Source organism: [Clostridium] ultunense DSM 10521, assembly GCF_000511955.1.
Classification (GTDB): Bacteria; Bacillota; Clostridia; order Tissierellales; family Tepidimicrobiaceae; genus Schnuerera; species Schnuerera ultunensis.
Genome location: NZ_AZSU01000002.1, coordinates 471270 through 485749, shown reverse-complemented (window position 1 = coordinate 485749; position 14480 = coordinate 471270). Strand labels below are relative to the sequence as shown.

The 14480-nt window shown below is 33.6% G+C and carries 14 protein-coding genes; 2 read left to right on the top strand and 12 right to left on the bottom strand.

The genetic code is table 11. The annotated features are described in order from the left end of the window. Together CUL_RS16695 and CUL_RS0105155 are read left to right on the top strand one after the other, a co-directional pair. A partial coding sequence (locus CUL_RS16695; protein ID WP_035142800.1) for an integrase core domain-containing protein occupies positions 1-280 on the top strand: 280 nt, incomplete at its 5' end. A gap of 306 nt (positions 281-586) precedes the next feature. Then, positions 587-2239 carry a phosphoenolpyruvate carboxykinase (ATP) gene (locus CUL_RS0105155; RefSeq protein ID WP_025640725.1) on the top strand — a complete coding sequence of 551 codons (1653 nt, stop codon included), beginning with the start codon at positions 587-589 and terminating at the stop codon, positions 2237-2239. Between the two features lie 32 nt (positions 2240-2271). On the opposite strand, the gene CUL_RS0105150 is transcribed toward CUL_RS0105155, so the two are convergent. From CUL_RS0105150 to CUL_RS0105100, 12 genes are all read right to left on the bottom strand, one after another. Beyond that, entirely contained in the window at positions 2272-3228 is a 957-nt protein-coding gene (locus CUL_RS0105150) for a ribonuclease Z (protein ID WP_025640724.1), read from the bottom strand. A 235-nt stretch (positions 3229-3463) separates the two neighbouring features. Continuing rightward, entirely contained in the window at positions 3464-4636 is a 1173-nt protein-coding gene (locus tag CUL_RS0105145; protein ID WP_157752620.1) for a M20 family metallopeptidase, read from the bottom strand. 117 nt (positions 4637-4753) lie between these two features. Next, on the bottom strand, positions 4754-5494 hold the full coding sequence (locus tag CUL_RS0105140; RefSeq protein WP_005587209.1) for a glutamine amidotransferase: 741 nt from the start codon (positions 5492-5494) through the stop codon (positions 4754-4756). A 52-nt stretch (positions 5495-5546) separates the two neighbouring features. Next, positions 5547-6821 carry an amidohydrolase family protein gene (locus CUL_RS0105135; protein WP_025640722.1) on the bottom strand — a complete coding sequence of 425 codons (1275 nt, stop codon included), beginning with the start codon at positions 6819-6821 and terminating at the stop codon, positions 5547-5549. Between the two features lie 4 nt (positions 6822-6825). Continuing rightward, complete coding sequence (locus CUL_RS0105130; protein ID WP_005587211.1) at positions 6826-7746, bottom strand: ABC transporter permease; 921 nt, start codon at positions 7744-7746, stop codon at positions 6826-6828. Then, positions 7730-8821 (bottom strand): ABC transporter permease, encoded by a 1092-nt coding sequence (locus CUL_RS0105125; protein WP_005587212.1) that lies wholly within the window; start codon positions 8819-8821, stop codon positions 7730-7732. Before CUL_RS0105125 ends, CUL_RS0105130 begins: the two co-directional genes overlap by 17 nt. Then, positions 8811-9290, bottom strand: a complete 480-nt coding sequence (locus CUL_RS19425; protein ID WP_201767848.1) for an ATP-binding cassette domain-containing protein — start codon at positions 9288-9290, stop codon at positions 8811-8813. Before CUL_RS19425 ends, CUL_RS0105125 begins: the two co-directional genes overlap by 11 nt. Positions 9291-9310: 20 nt before the next feature. Continuing rightward, a complete protein-coding gene (locus tag CUL_RS16690) occupies positions 9311-10360 on the bottom strand; it encodes an ABC transporter ATP-binding protein (protein ID WP_201767847.1) in 1050 nt (349 codons plus the stop codon). Between the two features lie 24 nt (positions 10361-10384). Further along, entirely contained in the window at positions 10385-11467 is a 1083-nt protein-coding gene (locus tag CUL_RS0105115) for a BMP family lipoprotein (protein ID WP_005587214.1), read from the bottom strand. 21 nt (positions 11468-11488) lie between these two features. Beyond that, positions 11489-12217 carry a purine-nucleoside phosphorylase gene (deoD, locus tag CUL_RS0105110; protein ID WP_005587216.1) on the bottom strand — a complete coding sequence of 243 codons (729 nt, stop codon included), beginning with the start codon at positions 12215-12217 and terminating at the stop codon, positions 11489-11491. Positions 12218-12298: 81 nt separating this feature from the next. Then, a complete protein-coding gene (gene rbsK, locus CUL_RS0105105) occupies positions 12299-13231 on the bottom strand; it encodes a ribokinase (RefSeq protein WP_025640721.1) in 933 nt (310 codons plus the stop codon). A gap of 47 nt (positions 13232-13278) precedes the next feature. Further along, positions 13279-14262, bottom strand: coding sequence for a LacI family DNA-binding transcriptional regulator (locus CUL_RS0105100; protein ID WP_025640720.1), 984 nt, complete (start codon positions 14260-14262; stop codon positions 13279-13281). Between the last annotated feature and the right edge of the window lie 218 nt (positions 14263-14480).

The window sequence follows — 14480 nt, the reverse complement described above, 5'->3', positions numbered from 1 at the left end:
CTCACAATATACGTCAAAGGAATATCGTGAAACAGTGGAATCAAAGCAATTTAAACTATCGTATAGTGCTAAAGGTTGTCCTTATGACAACGCCTGTATAGAAAGTTTTCATGCAATACTAAAAAAAGAATGCGTATATCTTAATACATTTATAGATCATAATCATGCTAAGTTAATATTATTTCAATATATAGAAGGATTTTATAATAGAAAAAGGATTCATTCATCAATCAACTACATGACTCCAGATGAATATGAGAATCTATGTAGAGTAGCATAGCTTGCTTTAGATTTTGAGCCTGAGGGGATGATAGCCACCCGTAGGGCTTGCCATTGATAAGCCAATAAATAAATGCTACAATATTCCACCACGAAGGCACAAAACATAGCTTGCTTTGAGTTTATCGCCTTCGGGTAGAAACCTAAAAGCATTTATGTTTGGATTGTCAATGGTGGCGGAGACCCACAAAAAAACCTAAATTTTTGTCCAAACTATTGACATAGATCCACTTTGCACTTTTAACTATTTATGTTAGAATATTGGAGTGAAATATTAAAAATTTTTTTTAAATAGCGGAGGTGTTTTATGGCAACCATTTCAAAATTTAGTAGAGATAAAATCAATAAGGATAACCCTATATTTTCACAAATTAGAAGTACTATTGAGACAACTTTTTATGGAAATAATGTGATAAAGATTAATTCCCTTAAGGAAGCTTATAAATTGGCTAAAAACTCCCCAGGTACAATCGTCACAGATATGCCTGTATATAAACCAGAAGAAATAGGTTTAGATGAAAATGCTAAAATCCTTTTATTCAACGATGGAGGAGTTACAGGTAGAACTGCAGCAGCTCGAAGAATAGTAGGGGAACCTAGTATTGATTCATCTAAATATGCTGAAATCATTAGGGAATCCGTTTATAACACTAGATACCGGAAAATGTACCATGCAGAATCCTTTATTGGACTAGATAAGAATTTCATGGTTAGAGCCCATCTATTAATCCCTGAAGGTTTTGAAAATATTTTATATAATTGGCTTCTCAATTTCCAGTATATGACTGAAGGATATGTTAATATGTACAAAGAATCAATTAAGTTGGAAAATGAAGGGGATATTTACATATTATCTGTCCCTGATTGGAAAGATGAAAAAAATCCATTAGGATTATCAATATTTGACCCAGTACATAACTGTGCCTGTATATTGGGAATGAAATATTTTGGAGAGCATAAGAAGGGAACCCTTACTTTGGCCTGGGGTATTGCCAATAGGAATGGTTATGCATCCTGCCATGGGGGTTTAAAAAGGTATAATCTTAATAATAACAATAAATATACTATTGGTGTCTTTGGCCTCTCTGGTTCTGGTAAATCTACTATAACCCATGAAAAACATAATGGAAAATATGATATAACCATATTACATGATGATGCCTATATTATATCTACAGAAAATGGTTCATCCATTGCCCTAGAACCTTCTTACTTCGATAAAACTCAGGATTATCCACTAAATTCTGAGGCTAACAAATATTTAATTACAGTTCAAAATTGTGGAGCCACCATAGATGAAGATGGTAAATGTGTAATAGTAACGGAAGATATTAGAAATGGTAATGGACGAGCTATTAAATCTAAATTATGGGCTGATATTAGAGTAGATAAAATAGAAGAACCAGTTGACGCTATTGTATGGTTGATGAAGGATCCTTCCTTACCTCCTGTACTTAAAATCAATGATCCAATATTGGCGGCAGTAATGGGGGCTACCTTGGCAACAAAAAGAAGTTCTGCTGAAAGGCTGGCTAATAATGTGGACAAGGACGCTTTGGTTATTGAATGCTATGCCAATCCATTCCGAACTTATCCTTTAGTGGATGATTATAATAAATTTAAAGAGTTGTTTCAAAAGAGAAATGTAGATTGTTATATTTTTAATACAGGTTTTTTCTTAGATAAAAAGGTGCCAAAAGAAGTGACTTTAAACTCTTTAGAACTTATCGTAGAAGGAAAAGCAAAATTTAAACCTTGGGGAAGCTTTTCTAATATAGAATTGCTTAAAATAGATGATTTCCCTGTAAATATGGAAGATTTAAACTATATAAATGAATTACAAAATAGTATTAACTACCGTATCCAGTTCTTAGAATCTACAAAAGGTGGAAGAAATGAATTACCTGAAGAAGCTTTAGATGTTTTGTATAAGATGAAAGAAGAATTAAAGGGTGAATAAGATAGAGGACAAGGGGTTGATTGCCTTGTCCCTTATCTATAATTCATAGTCCTAGTATATCTATCATAGCCAATTATTGTATCAGAAAATATTTTTCTTGCATTTTCTATATATGTTTCTGGTTCTTCCATAACAGGACTAAAGTGGGTAAGTAATAGTTCCTTAACTTTACCCTCATAAGCTAACTGGGCTGCTTCAGAAAAGGTCATGTGTTTATTTTTAATAGCCTTTTCCTTATCTAATTCACTACCATAGGTCCCTTCACAAATGAACAAATCACTTTCTTTTATAAAGTCTGGTATAGTATCTATTGGTCTTGTGTCAGTTATGTAGCTTAGTTTAATTCCCTTTCTGCTACCATCTAATACCATATAAGGTTTAATAGTTCTTCCATCCCGTACTATTATCTTTCCATTCTGAAGGTTTTTCCAAAGTTCTTTTGGTATTCCGTAGGAAATAGCCTTCTCAGGATTAAACTTAGGTTTTCTAGGTACATAGAAACTATAGCCTATACAAGGTGATGAATGGTCTAATTCCAAGGTGGATATTATTAAATCCCCGTAGGATAGATTGGGATCATCCACTTTTTTTGCCTCTAGCCCTTTGGTATTAAAATTAACCATAATTGAAATTTTAGAAACCTCAATTATATGGATGTCATATGGAAGATATGACACAGCAACCGACAATCCCTCTATTATGTTACTTATACCCTTAGGTCCAATTATCAGCATTGGTTCAATCCTTCCGCTATTCCCAATAGTTGCAAGCAATCCTGGCAATCCCAATATATGGTCTCCATGATTATGGGTTATACAGATTATATCTATAGATTTGAATCCCCATTTCAAAATCCTCATAGATACCTGAGTTCCTTCTCCACAGTCTATAAGAATTTTCCTACCTTTATATTTAATTAATAGGGATGATAGAAATCTTTCTGGTATAGGCATACTGCCTCCAGTTCCCAATAGGGCTAGATCTAGCATTGAATTCTCCTCTTTCAAATAATTATTTCTATATTAATAACTAAAAAGCTTTAGTACATTCCTTATTATTTTCTATTTAATAAATATTTTACTAAAATGGGATAAAATTGTCCAAAATAAAAGCTTCTTTCCATTTTTAACTTTTCTAGAAAGAAGCTTTGTTTTATTTACATGGTCAAATCAAACTCTACTCCATATGACATATATGAAGTAGGGTTCCTCTAAATTTGAAAATCTATCCTAGATATTCAAGGATTATTCCTATATAGAATTGTACTGTCTCCCATAGCCCTTCTATTGTTATATATTCATTTGGTTGATGGGCCATATCAGAATCTCCTGGTCCATATATTATGGCTGGTAAATTAGTTGCTGGTAAAAATACAGCTGCATCGGTATAGAAGTTAAGCCCTTTTATTCCTATATCCTTCTTAAGATACTTTTTACCAACCCTTTTCCCTAATTCTATAAAGGGATGATTTTCTTTAGTTTCTACAGCCGGTCTATCATTTAGAACTTTAATATCTGCATTAAAATCTTTCACTTTTTTCTTCAATCTATTTATTATCTTTTGAAAATCATTAATTATATCTCCATGTTCTATGGAAGGTACTGTCCTTATATCTATAGTCATAGAACATTTGTCTGGAACCACATTGGTCTTTACTCCACCTTCTATAGTGGATATATTAAATGTTGGTTTACCTAATAATCTATTTTCTTGATATTTAAAATCATACTTTAGCAGCTCGTTGAGTAATAAGTTCATATGGACTATAGCATTAACACCCTTCTCTGGAAAAGCACCATGAGAGGTTTTCCCATAGGTAGTAAGTTCAATCCAAAGAGCGCCTTTTTCTGCAATTTTTATTTTATAAGAACTAGGCTCACCTATTACTATAGCACCTACATTATTGAGTCCTCCGCTTTCTAAAAAATGAAAGGCTCCTATACTATCTATTTCTTCTCCCGCAGTACCAGCTATTATTAAATCTCCTTTTAGAGGCATACCCGCTTTTTTTATTGCACCAGCTGCCGTTATCATAGCCGCTAATCCGCCCTTCATATCTGCTGAACCTCTACCGTATATTTTGCCATCTACTATCTTTCCTGAAAAGGCCCCATATTCCCATTCTATGTCTCCTGGTGGTACTGTATCTAAATGCCCATTAAGTAAAAGGGCCTCTTTTTGTCCAGGGCCTTCTATTCTACCAATAATATTAGCTCTATTGTTTCCCAAATCTATAACCTCTGAATTTATACCGAAAGAATCTAATCTTTTTTTCATATATTGGGCTAATTTTTTTTCGTTTCCTGGAGGATTCACCGTATTAATTTGTATCATTTCTTGTAAAAGGGCAACCACTTCTTCTTTCTTGATTTCCTTTAATACACGGTCAATATTCATACTCTCACCTTCATTTACCATATTCTATTGAGATATTAAACCTCCATTATGCAAATAAAATAAAGCTATTTGATAATGGAGGTTTCTATTCAATAGATATTATCGTTTAGACATAATCTATTTAGTTAACCAATCCACTAGATTAATCCAAAATTTATTATAATCTTTCCACTCAACAAATTCTTTTGGTCCCCAATGAGGTGCACAGTCGGAAGTAAAGGCAGCAGATTTTCCTTTACCGTATTCCCCCAAAGCTATAAATGGATCATCTCCAATAGTTGCTATCAATGTTGCATCGTCTTTTAATATGGTCTTATTATACCCTAAGAAATGAGGCCAATTTTTATCTACCCCTTCTAATACTTCATGATCCTTTACTACCACTGGCGTTATTCCTTCTGGCCTCTCCACCCTATCATCTTTCTCCAAGCAAACAACTGGTAGTATGTCTTTAATGGCTGTTTCTCCATATCTGGATTTAGCATCAATTCCTGTAAAGGCCATGTATCCACCAATCATTAGGAAAGCTCCACCAGATAATACATACTCTTTAATCAATTCACATCTATTTGGATTTGTTTTAGATTGTTGGAATGTACTTTCCGGTAACAGTAGTGTATTTGACCCTATATCTGATAAGATTATAACATCATATTCTTGTAATTCTTCTAATGTATATGGAAAGTCTGTAACAACCATATGATTAGCTACATGGTTAACTTCATAACCACCTTCTTTTAATGCATCTTTTAGCCAGCCAGCTCCCTCACCGTAGGAACTTTCTGTAAAGGTATCAAATCCCTTTACATGTAAAGTATGTTTAAACCAAGTTTCACCTGCTAATAAAACTTTTTTCATAATAATCTCCTCCTATTAAAATTATGCTTTTTAGTTTACAAAGCTTTCTACACTATTTATCATATTCAGGGAAAGGTATCCTTAATTCTTTTCCATTATGGAATCTATATCGCAATTGATCGTTAGTGCCACTATAAATAAATCTTAATAGCCTATCTTTACCCTTTTTCACACAATGTTTTTGTAAACGGGAATCATCAATTAATAACACACTAAAACTATAACCTGGTTCTATAACACCATATTGTCCGAAAAAAGATCCATTTTCTTTTGTCATTATTCTAAAACAATCCCATATTGTCAAATTACTGCCATTATTCTCAACACCAACAATGTTTGAATATCTTAACATCGCTATCATATTTTGAAATGGATTTATAGTACCTGAGCCACCTATATCACTACCATACCCTATATCTATCCCATGTTCTATGAATCTATCTATTCGAATATTTTGATCACTTGGATTATCACTAAGTGCAGTAGGGCAATGAACCAATTTTATATTATTTTCTACCATAATTTTTAAGTCTTCATCAGTTGATGAAACACCATGAACTAAAAGGGTTTTATTAGGACGAATTAAACCATATTCCCTATATATATCAGCATAGCTTCTATCACCAAACCGTTCTCTTACCATTTTATAATCAAATTCCCCTTCAGCAAAATGCGTTTGAACAACTAAATCGTATTCATTTGCAAGATTACCTAAAGATATTAATAGTTCTTCTGTGCATGAGGGAACAAATTCAGGGGTTATTGCTGGTTGAACACGGTTACTTAATTTAAACCCATAATTGATTAATTTTTTTGTAGCTGCTAAAGATTCTTCAATGGTCTCACGTGGTTTATTGAACCCAGGATAATCTGCATTCATTTTTCCAATATATGCAGACATTCCAGATTCCTCAAAACAATTCATCAGATCTATTGCTGAGTCTACGTTTATTGAGCAAAACACTGATGATAATAAAATTCCACATCTCCAAAGTTCATTTGTAAATCGTCTATTTATATTTATAAAATTTGGATACCTATCATAATATAATTCTGCTGGATATAATATATTGGAAAACCAATCATCTAATGTGTTATCATATCCTTGTCCAATTATATCGAGCTGTGATACATGAAGATGAAGATCAATTATTGATGGTATCATAAGGTATTTACTTAAATCAATAACCTCATTATATCGTCTCTCATCAAATGGATTTATTGAATAGATAATCCCTTGTTCGTCCACTTCAATAACCTTGTTTTCGTGATATTCTATAACCCCTTCATTGTTACACGTGACATAAGAGCATAAATAGTTAACCATAAACCTAACCTTCTCTCCTCTTCCTTTTTGATGTGCTAACAGAATAGATAAATACTCCTAAAATTGTTGTAATATATGGAATCATTTGAATGAATTGGGTTGGAATTTTCAAAACTTGCAGCGCGTTTGCCGCTGAATCTGCCGCTCCGAATATTAAAGATGCAAATAGTGTTCCCAAAGGTAATTGGTTCCCCATCGCATTAGCAGCAATTCCAATAAAACCACGTCCTGCAGTCATATTTGCAGTAAATCCATTCATATAGCCCATTGAGAGAAAAATCCCAGCAAGACTAGAAAGAATACCACTTATTGTTAGAGCGATAAACCTTACTTTTTTTACATTAATTCCCACAGAAATTAAGGCATCTGGGTTTTCTCCTGCAGATCTAATAGCCACTCCAGTAGCTGTCCTAAATAAAAAAACATGAGAAACAAATGCAACTATAATAGCTACATAGGTTAAAATATTCTGGCCTGACAAAACATGACCAATTACCGGAATTTCTTTAATAAAAGGTAACTCTACATTAGGAATTTGCATACTATTTAATAATGCTGAATTTCCTTTACTTCCTGTTAAAATATAAAGGATAAATATTGTACCCCCTTGGGCTAGTATATTAATAGCAAGGCCACTCATTATGCTATTAGCTTCTAGATTTAAAGTCAATAGGCCAAGTATTAATGCCATCAACACACATATCAATATGGTTCCTAAAATACTAATCCATAAACTCCTTGTCAATGCCGAAATAACGACACCAGAAAGGGCACCAGTAAGCATTACTCCCTCAATTGATACGTTGATAACACCTGAACGCTCTGAGTATACTGCCGCAAGCCCTGCAAATATTATTGGTGTGCTAACTCTTAGTATCGAATGAAAGAAACCTGTAGAAAAAATTATATCAAATAGCTGTATCATGGCTACCTCCTTTGGATACACTATTCGTTAGGCGCGTATCCATTTTGCATCTTATTTTTCTATCCTTAAATAAATTAACAAGCAAATTAGCAGTAACAAAAATCATTACTAGCCCTTGAATAATATATACCATTTCATTTGGAACCTGGCTTGTACGTGCCATAACATCTGCTCCTGTTCGTATATAAGCAATAAACAAAGCACCAATTGGAACAAAAATCGGATTATTGGATGCCAATATTGCTACCGTCATACCGTCAAAACCAAGGCCAGGGGAAGTCTGCCATTGAAAACGATCATACATTCCCAATATCTCCACCGCTCCACCTAAACCTGATATTGACCCTCCAATAATTTGGACAATAAAAATAATCAATGACAATTTTACTCCCGAGTAAAAAGCAAAATTTGGGTTAAAACCTACCATACGAATACTATATCCTAATTTCGTCTTGTAAATCAGAATGTATGCTAAAATGGTTACGATCATTGCTATTATTAATCCGAAATGAATCCGTGTTCCCGAAAAAAGGATCGATAAATGATATTGATCTGGTATTAAAAAAGAAGCCACAAATCCCGACTCTGGATCACGAATAATATTAAGTAATACATATGCTGCAAATAATTGTAATATTGAATTCATCATCATAGAAACAACAAACTCATTTGTATCCCACCTTGATTTCAAGTATGCAGGAATAACTGCACATAAGCCGCCAGCTATAGCAGATAAAACTAGTATTATTGGTATTGTTGCAATTGGGGATAACCTCAAGTTCAAAGCTAAAATTGTTCCGGCAAGTCCTCCGATTACAAATGAACCATCAGCTATTAAACTAAATTGTTTAGCTTGAAACATAATGCTTGCAGCTAAACCTGTAAATATTAAAGGTATAGTTTTCTCAATAAGATTTCCGAGTCTTCTGCTAGTTGAGAAAGGACCTACTATAAAAGCTTTAATTGCATATAAAGGTTCATCGCTTACGAAAAATATAATAATAAATGAAATGAGAAGTGCCAATGCAACAGACAAAATCAAGGTTATATTCTTCTTCAACTTATTAGCTACCATGAGAAATACCTCCATCATTTCTTTGGTTTTTTATTCCTAGCATATAATAACCTAATTCTTCTTCCGTTAAAGATTTGGAACTCTCAAAGTATGCAGCTATTTCACCCTCATACATAACAATGACAGAATCTGAAAGCTCCAATATTTCATTTAAATCTGATGATACCATTAATATTGCGGCACCATCATCACGCATTCTTAATAGTCTACGGTAAATAGATTCTGCAGATCCCACATCAACACCTCTAGTTGGCTGATTTACAACAATCAAATTTGGTTCGGACGAAAACTCGCGCGCAATAACAACTTTTTGCATATTACCACCAGAAAGCATTCTTACAGTAGAATTTATCGAATCACAACTTATCGCAAAATCTTCAACCAATTTTTCACTTAGTTCATTTATTTTAACTTGACTCATAAGATTAAATGTTTTTAAGTCATTATTGTTAAGTTTGGTAGAAATCAAATTCTCTGATATCTTTGCATCTAGTGCAACCCATCGGTCATACGGTCTTCCGGTATATGAGCAACACCTAAATCCCGAATTTCACTTATACCTAATTTCTTTATATCCCTGTTACATATCAGAATTTCTCCACTATATTCTTTGTTTAATCCGCATATACACTTAACTAGATCATCCTGTCCATTACCTTCAACTCCTGCAACACCTAGAATCACTCCACGGTTTAATGATAAATTAAAATTATTTAGTTTTTTCTTGCCAAAATCATTTACTAACTTAAGGTTATGAATATCTAAGACAACTTCACCTTTTTCTACTAACACCTTATCAAAACTTCTAACAACTTCACGGCCCACCATAAGATTGGATAATTCCGATTCTGAAAGCTCGGAACCATCATAAGTTCCTAAAGTTTTACCTTTACGAATTACTGTTATCTTATCCGATATAGATTTAACCTCATTTAATTTATGAGATATAAATATTATAGAATATCCAGTTTCCTTAAACGTTCTTAATTCAGTAAATAATTCTTCCGTTTCTTGTGGTGTTAAAACGGCAGTCGGTTCATCTAAGATAAGTATTTCTGCGCCTCTTGCTAGGACTTTTAAAATTTCAACTTTTTGTTTTTCCCCTACAGATATGTCCCTAACAAGTGCTTCTGGATCAATTCTAAATTTATATTTTTCAGCAAGTTCGCTTGTTAAACGAATCATTTTGTTTTTATCTATGAAACCTGCTTTTTTCGGCTCTATGCCCAAAAAAATATTATGCGCAACTGTCAGGGAATCAACCAACTTAAAATGTTGGTGTACCATTCCTATTCCTTTTTCAATGGCTTGTTTAGGGGAACCAAAGTACACCTGTTCCCCTCTTAACAATATGGTTCCAGCCGTAGGTTTTATTTCTCCAAACACAATATTCATAAGCGTAGATTTACCTGCACCATTTTCCCCGACAATAGCGTGAATTTCTGACTGATTTAGCGTTAAATCGATGCCATCATTTGCAACAACTCCATTATCATATACTTTTCTGATATTCTTTAACTCTAATACTTTTCTTGTCAAAAAGTTCACCCCACAATCCAAATATTACGGTCTCACTGATTCAATTAACGAATGTAAATCATCATTCGATATGCCGAATGCCGTTGAAACCTTTATTTTGCCCTCAATTATTTCCTGTTTTGCTACTTCTATTTTTTCCTTAATATCTTCCGGTACAATATCTTGGTAAAATTTATTATCAGTTAAAGAAACTGCATCTTCTTCTAAACCTAGGTTTTCCACTTTTCCAATAGGCAATTTCCCTTCATTATATAAATCATAGGCACGTACTAAGCTAGAGTCAACTTTTTTTAAAGTTGATGTCGGAATTGAGTTAGAGATTGCTGGGTTTGACTTCTCAAATAATAATGCTTGGTCTGAATCTACACCTATAGCATATTTACCTTGTGATGCTGCTGCTTCCAGTGTTCCAATACCAGAAGATCCGGCTGCAGTAAAAATAATATCTGCTCCCTGATTATATTGAGCTAAAGCCATTTCCTTCGCCTTTGGGCTATCGGAAAAACTTCCAATATAACCTACGATTACTTTAATATCTTTATTTACGGATTTTGCACCCTCAATATAGCCTACCAAGAAATCATTAATTCCTGGTCCATCTGCTCCTCCTAAAAAACCAATAACTTCAGTATTTGACATGCCTGCTGCAAGAATACCTGCTAAATAAGATGCTTCATTAACCTTGTAGGTTATTGAATAAACATTACTATATTCTGACTTTTCATAATCAACTGATGCGTCAAATAAAATATAGGTTGTATCCGGATAATTTTCAGCAATATTTTGGAACGGTTCTTGTAATTGCCATCCGGACCCAATTATTATATCATAACCATCATCAGAGAAATCAAGCACATTGGTTTCGTACTTTGTAGCATCTGAGCCCATCTCTATCACTCGTACTTCAACATCATCATATTTAGAAAGAATCTCGTCTGTTCCTTTCTTTGCAGAATCAAGAAAAGACATATCTCCAAGATTTCCGGATAATAGTAATGCAATTCTCGTTTTATCTCCGCTATTTTTGCCTTCACTTCCACAAGATGTTAGACTAAATAACATTATTACAGCAATTATCAATAAAAATAATTTTATATTTCTCTTCATATTAATTCTCCTTTTCTCTTTTTATTCTGGCGCTATTTCTAGTGCTAGTTCCATCATTTGTGTATAACCCTGTTCACGCATTTTAGGTGTATCGCTGGAATTTGTATTTTCATCATCACTTATTGTAAACATAGCAAGTGATTTTTTCCCTAGACGATTTGCAACCGTATATAATCCCGCAGACTCCATATCTGCAGCAATGGCGCCATATTCCCTAAATTTTTGAATAACTTCTTGACTACTACGAGTATCATAAAATTGATCTCCACATACAACCATCCCAGCATGAGCGGTAATCCCCATTTGTTCTGATTTTTTATAGGCTGATAATAATAGATTAAAATCCGGAGTAGGGCAATAGTTGAATCTGCCGAATTCACCTCTAGTGATAGATGAATCTGTGCTTGAAGTAGTAGCTAAAATTACATCTTTTAACCTTATATGAGGTTGTAAACTTCCAGCAGTCCCAATCCTAATTATGGTTTCCACATCATACAATTTGAATAACTCATAATAGTAAATCAATGCTGAAGGTATCCCCATTCCAGAACCCATTACTGAAACCCTTTTCCCATTATAAAATCCAGTATAACCTAACATGCCACGTACTTTATTAAACTGATTAAAGTTATCTAAATATGTCTCTGCTATAAACTTAGCCCTTAAAGGATCTCCAGGCATTAACACAGTATTTGCAATTTCCTCTTTGCTTGTAGCCTCGATATGAGGCGTCGGTATTTTATTTCTCATTTTTTATCCTCCTTCCATTGTAGCAAAGTATTGAATACCACCCGCATGATGTTATTTTTTTCTTCCCATTTTTAAACCCTCCTAGTTTTTATTGTTCAAAAATCTATTTGCAAACTTCTCTACCCCTGCTCTTATTGGTAAAGAATTTTGGGCACCTGGTTTTGTAACCGTTAACGCTGCTGCAAAAGAAGCAAATTCAATAGATTCTAAAATGGTTTTTCCTTCTACAATACCGGTTACTAAAGCTCCTACAAAAGAATCTCCTGCTGCTGTCGTATCTACTAAATCTACTTTTTTACTTTCAAAGTACTCCCTTTTATCTTTTGATATATACAACCCACCTTTATCTCCTAAAGTAATGATAAGGTTTTCACATCCTTTGTTATAGACCCTATCAGCAATCTCTTCTAGTTTTTTTGGAGAATACTTATACTCACCAGCTAAAATAGCCAACTCTGTTTCATTAGGGATTAAAATATGAGTTTTACTTATAAGTTCATCCTCAATTTCCTTAGAAGCTGGTGCTGGATTAAATACAACTTTTACACCTTTTTCATAGCAAAGATTTACTACATATTTTACAACTTCATAAGGTATTTCAAGTTGAAGAACACAAACTTTACTATTTTCAATTATCTCCCTATGTCTCTCTATCTGTCTAATGCCTAAATCCCTATTAGCTCCTGGATATACAACTATATTGTTTTCTCCTTTATTACTAACATTTATAAAAGCAGTTCCAGTAATATCTTTTGAAACCTCGACTCCAGTGGTATCAATTCCTTCCCTTTTCAAGGCAGCCAATAAGGCTTGTCCACTTCTATCCTTCCCAACTTTCCCAATCATGGATACCTTACTACCTAATCTAGCTGCTGCTATAGCCTGATTAGCTCCTTTACCTCCACCATAGTAATTTACATCTGTAGCTAAGATGGTTTCGCCTATTTTAGGTATATGTGGTACTGATACTACTGTATCCATGTTTAAACTACCTACAACTACAATATCTGTCATCTAATCCTCCTTCCTTACATTGGGCTACTACCATTTTTATTAGTTTTCTAGCAACTCCCCCTTTCGATTAATTCTGTCCTTAATACTTTGTGCATATCTATATCTTTCTTATCGATAATCGCTACAAGCATTTTAACTGCCTCTTCTCCCAATTGATATATTGGTTGCTTAATAGTGGTAAGAGGCGGATCCATGAACTGAGACATGGAAATATCATCGAATCCAATTACTTTAACGTCTTTTGGTACTTTAAGATTATTTTCCTTTAATGCTTGTATAGCTCCAATTGCAATTAAATCATTGCCACAGAAGATTCCATCGACTTTATTCCGTTCTAGTAAAGCCATAACTCCTTCATATCCTGACGCTATGGTGAAGTTTTGCAAGAATATCTTTTTTTCATCTATCTCTAGCCCATTCTCTTCCAAAGCCCTTCTATACCCTTTTAAACGCTCTGCAGATGGTTTGTTTTTCTTTTGTGAAGATATGAAACCTATATTTTTGCAACCCTTTTCTATTAAAAACTTGGTTGCCATAAAAGCGCCTTCCTCATTATTTACAGTAATACGTCCAACTGGTTTATCCAATTCTATATCCCTATCAACTAATACCATGGGAGTTTTAGATATTTTTACAGATTTATTCATACTGCCTTCAGCAGCAGTCATAATAATTCCATCCACCATTTTTTCATGAAGAATATTTAAATATTTTTCTTCTTTTAATTCTTTATTATCCGTATTACAAAGTATAACTGAATATCCTTCTTTCTCAGCAGCATCTTCAGCTCCTCTAGCAAGCTCAGAGAAGAAAAGGTTCATTACATCAGGCAATATTATTCCGATAGTTTTTGTCCTTCTCATTTTTAAACTCTTTGCAACTCCATTAGGAATATATCCTTCTCTTTCAACTATTTCTAGTACCTTTTGTCTAGTTGCTTCACTTATATATTGGTCTTTACCGTTTATTATCTTTGATACTGTAGCGGTTGAAACATTCGCTAATTCAGCAATCTTTTTAATAGTAGTCACTTAGCTCACCCTTTTCAAACCCCATAATATTTAAAACCATTAATAAATCCAACCTTCAAGGTAGTTAACCGTTTACTTGGGTAATCGTTTAACCAGGTAATCGTTTACCTATGATTATATCATGATTTTTTTAAAAATCAATACGAAATATGAATTTTTATAATTTTTTAAGTAAATAAAAAAGGCTTCTATATAAACATTATAAGGTAGCCCTCTTT

Excerpts from the sequence above, each read along its gene's own strand:
- CUL_RS0105155 (WP_025640725.1), top strand. The coding sequence starts at position 587 with ATGGCAACCATTTCAAAATTTAGTAGAGATAAAATCAATAAGGATAAC.
- CUL_RS0105115 (WP_005587214.1), bottom strand. The coding sequence starts at position 11,467 with ATGAAGAGAAATATAAAATTATTTTTATTGATAATTGCTGTAATAATG.
- CUL_RS0105150 (WP_025640724.1), bottom strand. The coding sequence starts at position 3,228 with ATGCTAGATCTAGCCCTATTGGGAACTGGAGGCAGTATGCCTATACCA.
- CUL_RS0105135 (WP_025640722.1), bottom strand. The coding sequence starts at position 6,821 with ATGGTTAACTATTTATGCTCTTATGTCACGTGTAACAATGAAGGGGTT.
- CUL_RS0105125 (WP_005587212.1), bottom strand. The coding sequence starts at position 8,821 with ATGGTAGCTAATAAGTTGAAGAAGAATATAACCTTGATTTTGTCTGTT.
- CUL_RS0105145 (WP_157752620.1), bottom strand. The coding sequence starts at position 4,636 with ATGAATATTGACCGTGTATTAAAGGAAATCAAGAAAGAAGAAGTGGTT.
- CUL_RS0105130 (WP_005587211.1), bottom strand. The coding sequence starts at position 7,746 with ATGATACAGCTATTTGATATAATTTTTTCTACAGGTTTCTTTCATTCG.
- CUL_RS0105140 (WP_005587209.1), bottom strand. The coding sequence starts at position 5,494 with ATGAAAAAAGTTTTATTAGCAGGTGAAACTTGGTTTAAACATACTTTA.
- deoD (WP_005587216.1), bottom strand. The coding sequence starts at position 12,217 with ATGAGAAATAAAATACCGACGCCTCATATCGAGGCTACAAGCAAAGAG.
- rbsK (WP_025640721.1), bottom strand. The coding sequence starts at position 13,231 with ATGACAGATATTGTAGTTGTAGGTAGTTTAAACATGGATACAGTAGTA.